General features: G+C 70.6%; 13 protein-coding genes, 2 tRNA genes and 1 riboswitch. Of the genes, 12 read left to right on the top strand and 3 right to left on the bottom strand.

The features are described from left to right. The first annotated feature begins 873 nt into the window (after positions 1–873). A riboswitch (cobalamin riboswitch) is annotated at positions 874–1,007 on the top strand. 83 nt (positions 1,008–1,090) lie between these two features. The 4 genes from RIN75_RS23080 (at position 1,091) to cimA (ending at position 5,633) form a co-directional block, all read left to right on the top strand. Continuing rightward, positions 1,091–2,113, top strand: a complete 1,023-nt coding sequence (locus RIN75_RS23080) for an iron ABC transporter permease (protein ID WP_309114080.1) — start codon at positions 1,091–1,093, stop codon at positions 2,111–2,113. Next, the gene (locus tag RIN75_RS23075) at positions 2,113–2,877 is read left to right on the top strand and encodes a heme ABC transporter ATP-binding protein (protein ID WP_309114079.1); all 765 of its coding nucleotides are present in this window, start codon (positions 2,113–2,115) and stop codon (positions 2,875–2,877) included. The genes RIN75_RS23080 and RIN75_RS23075 overlap by 1 nt, the downstream gene beginning before the upstream one ends. After that, positions 2,874–3,848 (top strand): ABC transporter substrate-binding protein, encoded by a 975-nt coding sequence (locus tag RIN75_RS23070; protein WP_309114078.1) that lies wholly within the window; start codon positions 2,874–2,876, stop codon positions 3,846–3,848. The genes RIN75_RS23075 and RIN75_RS23070 overlap by 4 nt, the downstream gene beginning before the upstream one ends. 198 nt (positions 3,849–4,046) lie before the next feature. Next, complete coding sequence (gene cimA / locus RIN75_RS23065) at positions 4,047–5,633, top strand: citramalate synthase (RefSeq protein ID WP_309114077.1); 1,587 nt, start codon at positions 4,047–4,049, stop codon at positions 5,631–5,633. On the opposite strand, the gene RIN75_RS23060 is transcribed toward cimA, so the two are convergent. After that, positions 5,623–6,207, bottom strand: coding sequence for a S1 family peptidase (locus tag RIN75_RS23060; RefSeq protein WP_309114076.1), 585 nt, complete (start codon positions 6,205–6,207; stop codon positions 5,623–5,625). The two genes, cimA and RIN75_RS23060, sit on opposite strands and share 11 nt — an antisense overlap. 57 nt (positions 6,208–6,264) lie before the next feature. On the opposite strand from RIN75_RS23060, the gene RIN75_RS23055 reads away from it, so the two are divergent. Further along, positions 6,265–7,035: a fumarylacetoacetate hydrolase family protein gene (locus tag RIN75_RS23055; RefSeq protein WP_309114075.1), complete on the top strand. Its 771-nt coding sequence runs from the start codon at positions 6,265–6,267 to the stop codon at positions 7,033–7,035. Between the two features lie 542 nt (positions 7,036–7,577). Here the strand turns inward: RIN75_RS23055 and RIN75_RS23050 are convergent. Further along, positions 7,578–8,819, bottom strand: coding sequence for an FAD-dependent oxidoreductase (locus RIN75_RS23050; RefSeq protein WP_309114074.1), 1,242 nt, complete (start codon positions 8,817–8,819; stop codon positions 7,578–7,580). Positions 8,820–8,907: 88 nt separating this feature from the next. Here RIN75_RS23050 and gltX point away from each other — a divergent pair, with 88 nt between their 5' ends. From gltX to RIN75_RS23030, 4 genes are all read left to right on the top strand, one after another. Continuing rightward, positions 8,908–10,395 carry a glutamate--tRNA ligase gene (gltX, locus tag RIN75_RS23045; RefSeq protein WP_309114073.1) on the top strand — a complete coding sequence of 496 codons (1,488 nt, stop codon included), beginning with the start codon at positions 8,908–8,910 and terminating at the stop codon, positions 10,393–10,395. Positions 10,396–10,553: 158 nt separating this feature from the next. Next, complete coding sequence (locus tag RIN75_RS23040; protein ID WP_309114072.1) at positions 10,554–11,237, top strand: HAD family hydrolase; 684 nt, start codon at positions 10,554–10,556, stop codon at positions 11,235–11,237. A 101-nt stretch (positions 11,238–11,338) separates the two neighbouring features. Further along, positions 11,339–11,410, top strand: a tRNA-Gln gene (locus tag RIN75_RS23035). A 101-nt stretch (positions 11,411–11,511) separates the two neighbouring features. Next, positions 11,512–11,584: transfer RNA gene (locus RIN75_RS23030), tRNA-Glu, on the top strand. 179 nt (positions 11,585–11,763) lie between these two features. Here RIN75_RS23030 and RIN75_RS23025 read toward each other — a convergent pair. Then, a complete protein-coding gene (locus RIN75_RS23025) occupies positions 11,764–12,465 on the bottom strand; it encodes an IclR family transcriptional regulator (RefSeq protein WP_170199751.1) in 702 nt (233 codons plus the stop codon). A gap of 69 nt (positions 12,466–12,534) precedes the next feature. Between RIN75_RS23025 and leuC the strand changes: the two genes are divergently transcribed. The 3 genes from leuC (at position 12,535) to RIN75_RS23010 (ending at position 15,420) form a co-directional block, all read left to right on the top strand. Further along, positions 12,535–13,938 (top strand): 3-isopropylmalate dehydratase large subunit, encoded by a 1,404-nt coding sequence (gene leuC, locus RIN75_RS23020; RefSeq protein WP_309114071.1) that lies wholly within the window; start codon positions 12,535–12,537, stop codon positions 13,936–13,938. Positions 13,939–13,952: 14 nt separating this feature from the next. Then, on the top strand, positions 13,953–14,555 hold the full coding sequence (gene leuD / locus RIN75_RS23015) for a 3-isopropylmalate dehydratase small subunit (RefSeq protein ID WP_309114070.1): 603 nt from the start codon (positions 13,953–13,955) through the stop codon (positions 14,553–14,555). Between the two features lie 208 nt (positions 14,556–14,763). Next, a complete protein-coding gene (locus RIN75_RS23010) occupies positions 14,764–15,420 on the top strand; it encodes an HU family DNA-binding protein (protein WP_309114069.1) in 657 nt (218 codons plus the stop codon). The last annotated feature ends 170 nt before the right edge of the window (positions 15,421–15,590 follow it).

The raw sequence follows: 15,590 nt of genomic DNA, 5'->3' as shown, positions 1-15,590 counted from the left end.
CCGGCGCCTAACCCCTCACCCCACCACCACGCACCTCCCGAAGGCCGCCCCACTCACCGGGGCGGCCTTCCCACTCCCACCCCCACTCCAGCCACCCTCGCTCCGCCTGCGCTCGCCCCTGCTGCGCTCACTCCGCCCGCGCTCACTCCGGCGCGCTCAGTCCGGCCGCATCCGCCCACCGCGCCGCCAGCCCGGTGATCTCCGGCCGGCCCCGCCGCCAAGTGCACCTGCCCGCCGCCAGCTGCCCCCGAGGCCGCCACGCCGCTGCCGCCGCCAGCGCACGCCGCCGTCCCGTCGCCGCCGTCCCGTCGCCGCCGTCCCGTCGCCGCCACTCGGCCGCCAGCCCGGTGCCCGCCCGCCTGCCCGCCGCCAGCCCAGTGCCCGCTGCCTGTTCGCGCGCCGCCGCTCCGTCCGCCGCGAGCCGGCTACCGCCTTGTTCGCCCGGCCTTGCCCGCCGCGTGCCTGCCCGCCGCGCACCATCCGCCGCGTGCCTGCCCGCCGTCAGCGAGCCCGCCGGGAGCGGCCTGCCTGCCCGGCGAGGTAGCGGCCTGCCTGCTCGTCGCGAGCCGCCCGACCGTCGCGAGCCACCTCCCCACGGGGAGCCGCCCGACCGCCGCGAGCCGCATGCCGCCGCGAGCGGCCAGCCAGCCGGCCCGCCTGCCGTCTGCTCGCCCGCCAACGGCCCATCCGCCGCGAGCCCCGTCGGACCGGTCCTGGGCCGCGCGTTCCTCTGATCACGGGACGCGCGAGTCGCAAGTCGGTGCCGAATCCTGCATGTCACTCGATCGAGTGGTCCTGCTGACCAGCCAAAACGCCCTCCCGAACCGTGATCGACAGGATACCGACCCGTGTGGCCACCGCCACTCGACTGGATCACCGCGCCGGCCGGCCCGTAGGGTCCTCGGCAGCCACCTGACGGGGGAAGTCCGGTCGAAATCCGGCGCTGACCCGCAACGGTAGGCCCGCAAGGGCGAGCCCGATCACCCGCAGGCGGCCGTAGTGCTCCTGTTCCTGCCGTGGTCTGCGGGACGGATGCGCGGGCTTCGGGCTGCGTTCCGCACGGCCACCCTGTCCGAAGACCGAGGTGGCCGTGACCCCCAGGATCTGCGCGGCGCTGGGTGCCGTGTTGGTGCTGTCGATCGTGTGCGGTGTGGCGTTGGGGCCGGTTTCGGTGCCGTTCGGGGATGTGCTCCGGCTCCTCAAAGCCGGCCTCACCGGGGGCACGATCGGGGCGCACGAAGTCGGGCACTACCGGATCGTTTGGGACATCAGGCTGCCTCGGGTCCTCCTTGCCGCTGTCGTCGGGGCGGGGCTCGCCGTGGTGGGGGTGGCGATTCAGGCGATGGTGCGCAACGCCCTCGCCGACCCCTACGTCCTCGGGATCTCCAGTGGCGCGAGCGTGGGAGCGACGGCCGTCGCCACGACGGGGCTGTTCGCGTCCTTGGGGGTCTACGCGCTCTCTACCGCCGCTTTCCTCTCGGCACTCGCCGCGATGGCCCTGGTCTACCTCGCCGCCCGCAAGAACGGGCTCAGTCCACTGCGACTCGTGCTCACCGGAACGGCCTGCGCGTACGGCTTCTCCGCCATCGCCATGCTCCTCGTCTTCCAATCCCCCCGCGGCGAAGCGGCACGGGCCGCGATGTTCTGGCTCCTGGGCAGTCTCGGTGGCGTGACCTGGACCTCGCTTCCGGTGGCGGCGGCGACCATCACAGCGGGTGTCCTCTACCTCCAAACCCAAGCCAAGCGCCTCAACGCCATGTCGATGGGCGACGAAACCGCGACGACCCTCGGCGTGGACGTGACGAGCCTCCGCAAAGCCCTGTTCGTCGTCACCGCAGCGATGACCGGAGTGCTCGTCGCCGTCAGCGGCGCGGTCGGGTTCGTGGGGCTCATGTTGCCGCACCTCGTGCGACTCGCGGTCGGCGCGGACCACCGGAAAGTGCTCGCCGTCGCACCACTGGCCGGCGCGTGCTTCCTGATCTGGGTCGACGTCGCGGCCCGCCTGCTCGCCGCGCCCGAAGAGCTCCCGCTGGGCGTCATCACGGCCGCGCTCGGCGTCCCCTGCTTCGTCTTCCTCATGCGTGGCCGCGGTTACGTGTTCGGAGGCCGCTGATGGACCTCGCCATCGACAACCTCGCCGTCGACCGCATCCTCCACGACGTCACGCTCACCGTCGGCGCCGGCGAAGTGCACGGCATAGTCGGACCCAACGGCAGCGGCAAGTCCACCACCCTCCGCTGCGTCTACCGGGCGCTCAAACCGTCCCAGGGCGTCGTCCTCCTCGACGGCGCACCACTGGACCGCATACCGGTCAAGGAATCCGCCAAGACCCTCGCCGCCCTCACCCAGGACAGCCACGTCGAGTTCGACTTCACGGTCGCCGAAGTGGTCGCGATGGGCCGCCTCCCGCACCAGACCGGCTTCGACCGGGAAAGCCCGCGCGACCGCGAGATCTGCGCCGAAGCACTGTCCAGGATGGACGCCGGCCACCTCGCCGAGCGCAGCTTCCTCAGCCTGTCCGGCGGGGAACGCCAACGCGTCCTGATCGCCCGCGCCCTGGCCCAGCAGCCGCGCGTCCTGGTGCTGGACGAACCCACCAACCACCTCGACATCAGCCACCAGCTCGCCGTCCTGCGCCTGGTCCGCTCGCTCGAAACCACCGTCCTCACCGTCCTGCACGACCTGAACCTCGCCGCCGCCCACTGCGACCGCCTCCACGTGCTCCACGAAGGACGCGTCCACACCAGCGGCACACCGCGGGAAGTCCTCACCGCAGACGTCCTGCGCGAGGTGTTCCAGGTCGAAGCCCACGTCGTACCGCACCCCACGAGCGGGGTGCCGCAGTTGCTGTTCGAACACTCGGAGGTCGGTTCGTGAAGAGGCTCGTCGTGCTGGTCGCGTTGCTCGCCACGGGGTGTGGCGCGACCGTCGCCGCACCCGAAGGCAGTGGCACCGCGGTCACGGTGGAGAACTGCGGTCAGAAGGTCACCTACGACCGCACCCCGTCCAAAGTCGTCACCAACGACACGGGCATCACCGAGCTGATGTTCGCGCTCGGCCTCACCGACCGGATGGCGGGCTACGTCGTCGGCGACAGCCAGAAGGGCGACGTCGACAGCTCTCCGTGGAAGGCCGACTACGCCAAGGTGCCCAAGCTGTCGGAGGAGATCAGCAAGGAGGTCGTCCAGGGCGCGGGCGCGGACCTGGTGTTCGCGGGCTGGAACTACGGGTTCTCGGAGAGCACCGGGTTCACCCCGGACGCGCTCAAGCAGCTCGGCGTCGCCACCTACCAGCTGACCGAGGCGTGCCGGAACGGCCTCGGCAAGCAGCGCGGCATCATGCCGCCGCTGGAAGCCCTCTACACCGACCTCAAGAACCTCGGCGCCATCTTCAATGTCGAGGACCGCGCGGACGCCCTCATCGCCCAGTACCGCGAGCAGGTCGCCGACGCGGAGAAACTGGTGGCAGGCAAGCCCAGGCCGAAGGTTTTCCTGTACGACAGCGGCCTGGACCAGCCTTTTACGGCCGGGAAGAACGCCGCGCCGCAGGACGTGATCGGGAGGTCCGGTGGGGACAACATCTTCGGCGACCTCGACGACAGCTGGACCACGGTCGGCTGGGAGGCCGTCGTCGCCCGCGCGCCCGAAGTCATCCTGATCAACGACTACGCCGACGGCGACGCCACCACGCCCGAGCAGAAGCGGGCGTTCCTGGAGTCGTACGCACCGCTGAAGGAAGTCCCGGCCATCAAGGACAAGCGGTTCTTCGTGCTGCCTTACGCGGCCCTCGTGGAGAGCCCCCGCAACCCGGCGGCCATCGAGGCCTTCGCCCGCTACTTGGCGGGCTGACCGCCCAGAGTGTGAGAACACCCGTCCGTGGCTTGGTATCTCGCGGGCGGGTGTGGCAGTATCGCCAACGTGGCTCTCCACGCCGTGATCATTATTTCCCAGCGCGCCGGGTAAGTGCTACCCCAGCACCCGGCGCGCCGACCTCTCGCATCCTGCGGGGGGTCTTTTTGTTTTCCAAGATCCTCATAGGAGACCCCGGTGACCACGCTCGGCGATTCCTTCCACGTCTACGACACGACTCTGCGGGACGGTGCCCAGCGCGAGGGCATCTCCTACTCCGTCACGGACAAGCTGGCCGTGGCGCGCCTGCTGGACTCGCTGGGGGTCGGGTTCATCGAGGGCGGCTGGCCGGGCGCGTTGCCCAAGGACACCGAGTTCTTCGCGCGCGCCGCCGCCGGCGACCTCACGCTGAAGCACGCCCAGCTCGTGGCGTTCGGCTCGACGCGCAAAGCCGGGGTCAAGGTGCACGAAGACGCGCAGGTCAGGGCGCTGCTGGACGCTCAAGCCCCGGTGGTGACGCTGGTGGCCAAGTCGGACCGCCGGCACATCGAACGGGCGCTGCGCACCGACGTCGACGAGAACTGCGCGATGGTGCGCGACACCGTCCGGTTCCTGGTCGACGAGGGCCGCCGCGTGTTCCTCGACGCCGAGCACTTCTTCGACGGCTTCGCGTTCGACCCGGACACCTCGTTGCGCGTGCTGGAGTCCGCTGTGGAGGGTGGCGCGGACGTCGTCGTCCTCTGCGACACCAACGGGGGACAGCTGCCGCTGGGGCTGTCCGAGACCGTCGCCGACGTCATCGCCCGCACGGGCTTCCGCGTCGGCATCCACTGCCAGGACGACACGTCCTGCGCGGTGGCCAACACCGTGGCGGCGGTGCAGGCGGGGGCGACCCACGTCCAGTGCACCGCGAACGGCTACGGCGAGCGAGCGGGCAACGCGGACCTGTTCGCCGTCGTCGGGAACCTCGTGACCAAGCTCGGCCTGCCGGTGCTACCGCACGAATCGCTGGCCGAGTTGACCCGGGTCTCCCATGCCCTTGCCGAGATCGCGAACATCGCACCCGACACCCACCAGGCCTACGTCGGGTCGTCGGCCTTCGCCCACAAGGCGGGGCTGCACGCGAGCGCGATCAAGGTGGACCCGGAGCTGTACAACCACATCGATCCGGACACCGTCGGCAACGACATGCGGGTTCTGGTCACCGAGATGGCGGGTCGGGCCAGTCTCGAACTCAAGGGACGTGAGTTCGGGATCGACCTGACCCGCCGGCCCGAGGCGCTGACCAACGTCGTGCGCACGGTGAAGGAGATGGAGGCGGGCGGCTGGTCGTTCGAGGCCGCCGACGCCTCGCTGGAGCTGCTGCTCAAGCGCGAGCTGTCCGAACTGGACGAGCCGCCGTTTACCCTGGAGTCCTACCGGGTCGTGCTCGACCACCGGCAGGACGGGGCGATCGTGTCCGAGGCCACGGTCAAGGTGCACGTGGCGGGGGAGCGGGTCATCGCCACCGCCGAGGGCAACGGGCCGGTGCACGCGCTGGACGCGGCGCTGCGCAAGGCGCTGCTGCCCCACCTGTCCTGGTTGGACAGTGTGGAGCTGAACGACTACAAGGTGCGCATCCTCACCGACCAGCACGGCACCGACGCCGTCACCCGCGTGCTGGTGGAGTCCACGGACGGCGAGCGCGAGTGGACCACCGTGGGCGTGCACGGGAACATCGTCGAGGCCAGTTGGCTCGCCCTGTGCGACGCGCTGGTGCACAAGGCTTCGCGCGTCACCGGGTGAGCAGGGTGAGTCCTTCGGCGGCGAGGATCCGGTTGACCGGCTGGAAGTAGGTCGAGCAGCCTCCGCCGCCGAGGACGTGCCCCTGCGCCTGCGTGCCGCTGATCACGGCCGCCCACTGGTCGCCGGGCTGCGCGCACAGGTTCGTGCGGGTGAGGCCGGAGATCGTGCCCTGGGGGAACGTGACCGTCGCGTTCTTGGCGGTGACGGTGCCGCAGCGGTGGCCGGTGGTGGGGCTGAGCATGCAGACCGTGCCGCCGACCGGGGTCTCGGCGCTGCCGGTGATGGTGGTGCCGGCGGCGCGGGGGAGTTGGTCCCACGCGGTCGGGTCGACGACCTTCACGATCGAGTAGGTGGTGCGCGCGGCGACGACCGGTCCGATGGTCCCGCCGCCGGGTCCTTTGACGGTCGCGCCCGCGCCCGCGCAGGACGGGTGCAGCATCAGGTAGCCGTCGGCGTTGAAGCCGTTGACGCACCGGGCGCCGGTGCTGGAGGTGAGGGGCGTGCCCGCTTCCAGCGGGATCGCCGTTGTTGTGGTGGTGCTCACGAGGGTGAGCGCGATGAGCAGGGTTCGCATGCCTTCGACGCTAGGGACGACGGGTGGCCGCACAAGCCGCCGGTTAGGGTGATCGGCGTGCGCATTGCCCGTATCGCCCAGCCGGATGGCCTCGCTTTCGCCGCGATCGAAGGCGACGGCGACGACCTGACCGCCGTCGAGATCGCCGACGAGCCGTTCGCCAACCCCACGTTCACCGGCCGGAAGTGGCCGCTGGCCGACGTCCGCCTGCTCGCGCCGTTCCTGCCGCCCAAGATCGTGTGCGTGGGGCGGAACTACGCCGAGCACGCGGCCGAATTCGGCAACGAGGTGCCGGAGAACCCGCTGATCTTCCTCAAGCCGAACACGGCCGTGATCGGGCCGAACGCGGAGATCAAGCTGCCCGCCGTGTCCGAACGGGTGGACTTCGAGGGTGAGCTGGCCGTCGTGATCGGTGTCGGCGGGCGGGACATCCCGGCGTCGCGGGCGCGCCAGTCGGTGCTGGGCTACACGATCGCCAACGACGTCACCGCCCGCGACCTGCAGAAGGCCGACGGCCAGTGGACGCGCGCGAAGGGCTTCGACACGTTCTGCCCGCTGGGGCCGTGGGTGGAGACCGAGTTCGACCCGACCGACGTGGCCATTCGGACGTCGGTGGACGGCGAGCTGAAGCAGGACTCGCGGACGTCGCTGCTGGTGCACGACATCCCGGCGCTGATCGAGTACATCTCGTCGGTGATGACCCTGCGGCCGCTGGACGTGATCCTGACGGGGACGCCAGCGGGGGTGGGCCCGATCAAGGCCGGCCAGTCGGTGTCGGTGACGGTCGAGGGCCTGGGCACCCTGACCAACCCGGTAGCGAACCGCTGACCGTGGGGCTTCGGGTGGCTCCCCGGTGGATGGGGGAGCCGCCCGTTGTCGTTTCTGCTGCCTGTGCCGCACCCGGACTGCCCGCCTGGGACCTTTGCGCCACAACCGGGCGGCCCCGGGCTGCTGCGTGAGATCCGTGCCGCCGGCCACTTCGCACCCTCCCGCCGCCCACCCGCGCGCACTGCCCGCCGGCCGCGGCCCCGGGTCTGCCGCGTGCACTATCCGCCGGCCGCCGGTTCCCGCGCGCACTGCCGGCCGCCGGTTCCCGCGCGCACTGCCTGCCGCCGGCTGCCGCAAGAGATCCGTGCCGCCGGCCGCTCCGCGTGCGCTGCCCGCCGGCTCCCGGTCTCCCGCGCGCACTGCCGGCCGCCTGCTCCTGCGAGAAATCCGTGCCGCCGGCCGCCGCGAGCACTGCCCGCCGGCCGCTCCGCACGCCCGAACCGCTGGCCTCCGGCCTCCGGCCCCCGTCTCCATTGTCCCACGGACCACCGACAATCCCGGGTGAGCGCCCCTGGGGAGATCCTCCCACCCGGCACCGACAATCAGCCGCGTGCGATCCGCTGAGGCGCGCGCCGCGCGAAGTCCGGCGCGTGTTCGGGCAGCAACCCGATCGCCACCAAGTACGCCGGGATCGCTTGCAGCACCGGGAACCGCTGCATCACCGCGATCGCCCGGGGCATCTCGGTCGTCCCCGCCGACTCACCGGCCAACGTCCGACGCAGGAACGAGTCCTGGATCCTCCGCTGGAACGCCTGGGTCACCACCGTCGGGAACCAGCGGCGGCGTTGGACGCGGGCCAGCACGGCCGAACTCAACTCGCCCCGACGAGCCGGAGCGGCCAGGATTCGGGCGGCGGCCACGGCATCCTGGACCGCCAGGTTGATGCCCACACCCCCGATGGGGGACATGGCGTGCGCCGCGTCGCCGATGCACAGGACGCCCTCGCCGTGCCAGCGCGGAAGGCGATCCAGTTTCACGTCCAGCAGCTTCACGTCGTCCAGCGACTCGACCGTCCCCATCCGGTCCGCGATCCACGGGGCCAGGTCCGCCACCCGCCGCCGGAACGACTCGATGCCCTCCGCCCGCAGCTGCTCGTCCGTCCCCTTCCGGATCAGGAAAGCGCACTGGTAGTAGTCGCCGCGCGGGATCATCGCCAGGCCCACACCGCGCGAGAACCGGCCCAGGCCGTTGTCCGGCTCGTCCGCGTGCCTCGGGATCCGGAACCACCACACGTCCATCGGCGCGCCGAACCTGCGCACGGCCAAGCCCGCCTCCCGGCGCACCAACGAACCACGCCCGTCGGCGGCCACCACGAGGTCCGCGCCGAGCGCGCGTGAACCGTCCGGCGTGCGGTAGCGGACGCCGGTGACGCGCGTGCCGGACTTCACCAGGCCCACCACTTCCGCGTTCATCACCAACGTGAACGCGTCCTCGCGCTTGCCCGCGTCGGCGAGCAGGTCGAGGAAGTCCCACTGGGGCACCATCGCGATGTGCTTGTGCGGGCCCGGCAGCCGGGACAGGTCGGCCATCGTGGCGATCCCGCCGTCCGTGACCACCTGCACCTTCTCCATCAGCTGGTGCGGCACGTCCGCGAACGACGGCCCCAGGCCCAGCTCGTCCAGCAGCGTCAGCGTGGACGCGTGCACCGTGTCCCCGCGGAAGTCGCGCAGGAAGTCGCCGTGCTTCTCCAGCACGGTCACCGCCACCCCCGCCCGCGCCAGCAGCAGCGCCAGCACCATGCCCGCCGGCCCGCCGCCGACGACCGCCACCGTGGTCCTCTCCATCGTCCCCACCTCGTTTTCAACACCGGTTGAATAACTTGAGGATGCTCCTGTCGGGCCCGCCGGTCAAGGCGGATACGCTGATCGGGTCATGAGCGCATCCGCAGTCACCCCAGAGGTCCGTGTCCGCTTCTGCCCGTCGCCGACCGGCACGCCGCACGTGGGCCTGATCCGCACCGCCCTGTTCAACTGGGCGTACGCGCGGCACACCGGCGGCAAGATGGTGTTCCGGATCGAGGACACCGACGCGGCACGGGACTCCCAGGAGTCGTACGAGCAGCTGCTCGAGGCCATGGCCTGGCTCGGCCTGGACTGGGACGAGGGCCCCGAGGTCGGCGGCCCGCACGCGCCCTACCGGCAGAGCGAGCGCCGCGACATCTACGCGGACATCGCCAAGAAGCTGCTCGACGCGGGTGAGCTGTACGAGTCGTTCTCCACGCCGGAGGAGGTCGAAGCGCGCCGCAAGGCCGCGGGCCAGGACCCCAAGCTGGGCTACGACAACTTCGACCGCTCGCTCACCGACGAGCAGAAGGCCGCGTTCCGCGCCGACGGCCGCGAGCCCGTGCTGCGGCTGCGCCTGGCCGACGAGGACTTCACGTGGGTCGACCTGATCCGCGGCGAGATCACGTTCAAGGCCGGCGCGACGCCCGACCCGGTCCTGGTGCGCGCCAACGGCGACCCGCTCTACACGTTCACCAACCCGGTCGACGACGCGTTGATGCGCATCACGCACGTGCTGCGCGGAGAAGACCTCCTGCCGTCCACTCCGCGCCAGCTCGGCCTTTATGCGGCCTTGCAGCGAATCGGCGTGACCGATTTCACGCCGCAGTTCGGACACATGCCCTATGTGATGGGCGAAGGCAACAAGAAGCTGTCCAAGCGGGACCCGCAGTCGAACCTTTTCAACTACCGCGACCGCGGATTCCTGCCCGAGGGACTGCTGAACTACCTCGCGCTGCTCGGTTGGTCCATCGCGGACGACCGCGACATCTTCTCGGTCGAGGAGATGGTCGCCGCGTTCTCGCTGGAGAAGATCAGCGCGAACCCCGCGCGGTTCGACCTGAAGAAGGCCGAGGCGATCAATGCCACGCACCTGCGCGCGCTGTCCGTCGAGGACTTCGTGAGCCGCGTGCTGCCGCACCTGGCGGCCGACGGCGTCCTGGTGGACCCGTCCGAGGATCAGCTCGCGACGCTGCGCGGTGTGGCGCCGCTGGTGCAGGAGCGACTGGTGGTGCTGTCGGAGGCCGCCGGGATGGTGCGCTTCCTGTTCACCGACGAGGAGTCCTTCCGGCCGGAGGAGGAGTCCGCGGCCAAGGCGCTCGGTGCCGACGCGCGGCCGGTGCTCGAGGCGAGCATCAGTGCCCTGGAATCGTTGCCGGACTGGACGACCGCCGCGATCGAGGACGCGCTGAAGGTGTCCCTTGTGGACGGTTTGGGTCTCAAGCCGCGCAAGGCGTTCGCCCCGGTGCGGGTCGCCGTGACGGGCCGTACCGTCTCGCCTCCGCTGTACGAATCGATGGAGTTGCTCGGTCGGGATCGCTCGATCGGGCGATTGCGCCGCGCGTTGGGGTCAATCTGACTGGTGCGATCGGGCGGTTGCGCGGTGCTTGACCGTGCAAGAATCGCCAGATATCACCTCTCTGGTCGAGTCGGACGGGGGCTGCGCGCACCTAGCCTCACTGGGTGACAACCGCAGCCCCGACTTTCACCCCCCGGAGAACCGGCGAGATCCGCGCGGTGAGCCTCGATGTGGACGACACGCTCGTCGACTACAGCACCTCCTCCCGCGCCGCGCTGGCCGCGATGGTCGGCAACGCAGACAACTGGACGCTGTGGCAGCGCATCACCGACGACCACTGTTCCCGGCTGCTCGCGGGCGAACTCGAGTACGAGTCCATGCGCAACATCCGCACCCGCGCCTTCTTCGCCGCGCTGGGTGAAGAACTCAGCCTCGCCGAGGCGACCCGTCGCGAGCTGCACCGCCAGGAGGTGCTCGCGTCGGGCTGGCGGCTGTTCCCGGACGTGGTGCCGTGCCTGGAATGGCTGCGCGCCGCCGGATTGCCGCTCGCCGCGGTGAGCAACGCCTCGGGCCGCCACCAGCGCGTGAAGATCGCCGCGCTCGGCCTTGCCCAGTATTTCGACACGGTCCTCATCGCCGGAGAAGTCGGCGCCGCGAAACCGGACCGCGTGATCTTCGACACCGCCTGCCAGGACCTCGGTGTCTCTTTGGGTGACACCGTCCACGTCGGCGACCGCCTGCACGCCGACGCGATAGGCGCCCGCGACGCAGGCATGCACGGCGTGTGGCTGAACCGCCAAGGTCCGCGCGAAGGTGCGCTGCCGACCGGCGTGCGGGCCATCAGCAGCCTCGCTGAGCTGCCCGAACTCCTCGTCTGCGAGCTGTCGGCCGCCTCCGCCTGACCCCCGATTTCCGTTCCGCCGGGGGCTTGGTCTAGTATTCTCCCCGGCGGAACGGACAGCCCCCGGAGCAAGGCGACGGGGAAGTTGATCGGGAAAGCCAATGGGGTATGGTGTAATTGGCAGCACGACTGATTCTGGTTCAGTTAGTCTAGGTTCGAGTCCTGGTACCCCAGCTGCACGCGGTAGAAAATGGATGTGCTAAGCTACCGCAGGCAAGCAGGACAGAGCGAAAAACTGAATGAGATGATCTGCTAAGATAGAGATCACCACCTAGGGCCCCGTCGTCTAGCGGCCTAGGACGCCGCCCTCTCAAGGCGGTAGCGAGGGTTCGAATCCCTTCGGGGCTACTCACCTGGAACACCCCGTGCCGGTAAAGCCGGCACGGGGTGTTCGGCATTGTCCTTCGGGGGCCCAGTCCCCAAACCCCAGCCGGGGGCCCAGCCCCCGGACCCCGGCCGGCTCCTCGCGTGGAGAGCCCCGAAGCGGCCCACCGGGGTGGTGGGACCGCTTCGGGGCTCTCGGACGCTCAGAGGCGCGATTGGAGGGCTTCGGCGGCGGCCAGGAGGTCGGCGGCCCAGCGGGCTCCCGGACGGCGGCCCATGCGGTCGATGGGTCCCGACACGGAGACCGCCGCCACGACCGAGCCCGTGCTGTCGCGCACCGGCGCCGAGACGCTCGCCACACCCGGTTCCCGCTCGGCCACGGACTGCGCCCAACCGCGCCGGCGGACCTCCAGCAGGGTGCGCTCCCCGTACACCGCGTCGGCCAACACCGAACGCTGCGTGCCCGGGTCCGCCCACGCCGCCAACACCTTCGCGCCCGAGCCCGCCGTCATGGGCAGCCTCGCTCCCACCGGGACGGTGTCGCGAAGGCCACTCGGCGGCTCCGCCGAGGACACGCAGATGCGCTGCATCCCGTCCCGCCGGTAGAGCTGCACGCTCTCGCCGGTGATGTCGCGCAACCTCGGCAGCACCGAGGACGCCGCGTCGAGCAACGGGTCCGTGGCCCCGCCCGCCAATTCCGCCAATGCCGCGCCCGGACGCCAGCGGCCGTCGGAACCCCGTCGCAGCAACCGGTGCACCTCGAGCCCCACGGCCAACCGGTGCGCGGTTGCCCGAGGCAAGCCCGTCCGGTTGCACAGCTCGGCGAGCCCACACGGATCTTTTGCGACGGCGTTCAAGACGGCCACTGCCTTGTCCAGCACGCCGATCCCGCTATGCTGTCCCACAAGCCGATACTAACTTCCCACTGTCTGGGAAGTCCAGATCTATCGACTGTCCAGATCCTGGGAGACGCGATGAGCCGCACGCTCGCGGAGAAGGTGTGGGAAGCACACGTGGTGCGCCACGGCAGTGGCGCGGAGCCGGACCTGCTCTACATCGACCTCCACCTGCTGCACGAAGTGACCAGTCCGCAGGCCTTCGACGGGCTGCGCCTGGCGGGCCGGCGGGTCCGCCGCCCCGACCTGACGATCGCCACCGAGGACCACAATGTCCCGACGGTCGACATCGAGCTGCCGATCGCCGACCCGGTGTCGCGCACCCAGGTCGAGACGCTGCGCAAGAACTGCGCCGAGTTCGGCGTGCGGCTGCACCCGATGGGGGACGCGGAGCAGGGCATCGTCCACGTGGTCGGCCCGCAGCTCGGCCTCACCCAGCCCGGCATGACCGTCGTGTGCGGTGACAGCCACACCTCCACGCACGGCGCGTTCGGCGCGCTGGCGTTCGGCATCGGCACGTCCGAGGTCGAGCACGTGATGGCGACCCAGACGCTGCCGCTGAAACCCTTCAAGACCATGGCGATCAACGTCGAGGGCACCCTCAAGCCCGGCGTGACCGCCAAGGACGTCATCCTCGCGGTCATCGCGAAGATCGGCACCGGCGGCGGCCAGGGCTACGTCCTGGAGTACCGGGGCAGCGCGATCGAGGCGCTGTCCATGGAAGCCCGCATGACCGTCTGCAACATGTCGATCGAAGCCGGCGCCCGCGCCGGGATGATCGCCCCGGACCAGACGACGTTCGACTACCTCAAGGGCCGCCCGCACGCCCCGTCCGGCGCGGACTGGGACGCCGCGGTCGAGTACTGGAAGTCGCTGCGCACCGACGACGACGCCACCTTCGACGCCGAGGTCCACCTCAACGCCGACGACCTCACCCCGTTCGTCACGTGGGGCACCAACCCGGGCCAGGGCCTGCCGCTGGGCGACTCCGTCCCGGACCCGGAGACCATCGTCGACGAGAACGAGCGCGTGGCCGCCGAGAAGGCGCTGGCGTACATGGGGCTGGAGCCCGGCACCCCGCTGCGCGACATCCACGTCGACACCGTCTTCCTCGGCTCGTGCACCAACGGCCGCATCGAGGACCTCCGCGCCGCCGCGGACGTGCTGAAGGGCCACAAGGTGGCCGACGGCGTCCGGATGCTCGTGGTGCCCGGGTCCATGCGGGTGCGCGCACAGGCCGAATCCGAGGGACTGCACGAGGTGTTCATCGCGGCGGGCGCCGAGTGGCGGCAGGCCGGGTGCTCGATGTGCCTGGGCATGAACCCCGATCAGCTCAAGCCGGGCGAGCGCAGCGCGTCCACCTCCAACCGCAACTTCGAGGGCCGGCAGGGCAAGGGTGGCCGCACCCACCTGGTTTCGCCACTCGTGGCCGCCGCCACGGCCGTGCGCGGCACCCTGTCCTCGCCCGCCGACCTGGTCTGAGGAGCCCAAGCGACATGGAAGCGTTCACCACCCACACCGGCGTCGGCGTCCCCCTGCGCAGGTCCAACGTGGACACCGACCAGATCATCCCGGCCGTCTACCTCAAGCGCGTGACCCGCACCGGGTTCGAGGACGGCCTGTTCGCCGCCTGGCGCGGTGACGAGCAGTTCGTGCTCAACCAGGAACCGTTCCGGGCCGGCAGCGTGCTCGTCGCGGGCCCCGACTTCGGCACCGGCTCGTCCCGCGAGCACGCCGTCTGGGCGTTGATGGACTACGGCTTCCGGGTGGTCGTCTCCTCCCGGTTCGCCGACATCTTCCGGGGCAACGCCGGCAAGCAGGGCCTCGTGGCCGCCCAGTGCGAGCAGTCCGATGTCGAATTGCTGTGGAAGCTGCTGGAGAACGACCCGGGCACCGAGGTGACCGTCGACCTGGCCGAGAAGACGGTTGTGGCGAAGGACTTCACCGCCCCCTTCACCATCGACGAGTACACCCGCTGGCGGCTGCTGGAGGGTTTGGACGACATCGCCCTGACCCTGCGGCACGCCGATGACATCACCACGTTCGAGCGGAACCGGGCGGGTTGGTTGCCCACCACCGTTCCGGCGCCCGCGAGGTGACTTCCCGGGCCGGATTCCCCCTTCTATCAGCGGGAATCCGGTCCGGCCCACCCCCGCCAGAGCCCCCGGGGGCCTCCCTCGACCGGACGTAATTGCCCACGCCACAACGAAAAATCTGGCGTGGCGATTGGTATTTCCTTGCATTTGGGCTTACCGTGGCCTTCAGTCGGCCCGACTAGGGCCGTGAGCGTCCTGGGAGGGACTGAAGGTGAACAAGGCCCAGCTCATCGAGGCGCTCGCCGAGCGCCTGGGCGACAAGAAGAACGCCGCCGCTGCCGTCGACGGTCTGGTCGACGTCATCGTCCGCAGCGTCCACAAGGGCGAGAAGGTCAACATCACCGGCTTCGGTGTCTTCGAGAAGCGTGCCCGTGCGGCCCGCACCGCTCGCAACCCGCGCACCGGTGAGACCGTGAAGGTCAAGAAGACCAACGTTCCCGCGTTCCGCGCGGGTTCGACGTTCAAGGACGTCATCAGCGGCACGAAGAAGTTGCCGAAGGTCGCCGCGGCGAAGCCCGCCGCGTCCGCCGCGGCCAAGCCGGCCGCGTCGACCAAGGCCCCCGCCACCCGCAGCACCACCGCGCGCACCACCACCACGCGCGCCACGCGTGGCACCACCACGCGCACCGCTGCGGCGGCCACGAAGGCCCCGGCCACGCGGAAGACCACCGCGGCGGCCACCAAGGCCACCGCGGCCAAGGCCCCGGCTGCCAAGAGCACCGCGGCCAAGGCGACCACGGCCAAGGCGTCGACGGCGAAGTCCACCGCGGCGAAGAAGCCGGCCGCCGCCAAGGCGACGGCGGCGAAGTCCACCACGACGGCCGCCGCCAAGAAGCCGGCCGCCCGGAAGACCGCGGCCAAGAAGTGAAAACCCGCCGGGCGCGCGCCCGGCCGACCAAGTGAATGAACGCCCCAGGGCCCGATGCGGACGCGTATCGGGCCCTGAGCGTGTCTACGGTCTTGCGGCCACCCTTTCGGCGCAGTGCTTCAGGACAGGGTGTGCGGCCCTGTGCGGGCCGCCGAAGCCGCGACGCACCC

The sequence above is a fragment of the Saccharothrix sp. genome, assembly GCF_031180885.1.
Classification (GTDB): domain Bacteria; phylum Actinomycetota; class Actinomycetes; order Mycobacteriales; family Pseudonocardiaceae; genus Actinosynnema.
This window is presented reverse-complemented; position numbering and strand designations above follow the sequence as displayed.

Coding starts and splice junctions, on each gene's coding strand:
- RIN75_RS23060 (WP_309114076.1), bottom strand. CDS start 6,207: ATGCGAACCCTGCTCATCGCGCTCACCCTCGTGAGCACCACCACAACA.
- leuD (WP_309114070.1), top strand. CDS start 13,953: ATGGAAGCGTTCACCACCCACACCGGCGTCGGCGTCCCCCTGCGCAGG.
- RIN75_RS23050 (WP_309114074.1), bottom strand. CDS start 8,819: ATGGAGAGGACCACGGTGGCGGTCGTCGGCGGCGGGCCGGCGGGCATG.
- leuC (WP_309114071.1), top strand. CDS start 12,535: ATGAGCCGCACGCTCGCGGAGAAGGTGTGGGAAGCACACGTGGTGCGC.
- RIN75_RS23075 (WP_309114079.1), top strand. CDS start 2,113: ATGGACCTCGCCATCGACAACCTCGCCGTCGACCGCATCCTCCACGAC.
- gltX (WP_309114073.1), top strand. CDS start 8,908: ATGAGCGCATCCGCAGTCACCCCAGAGGTCCGTGTCCGCTTCTGCCCG.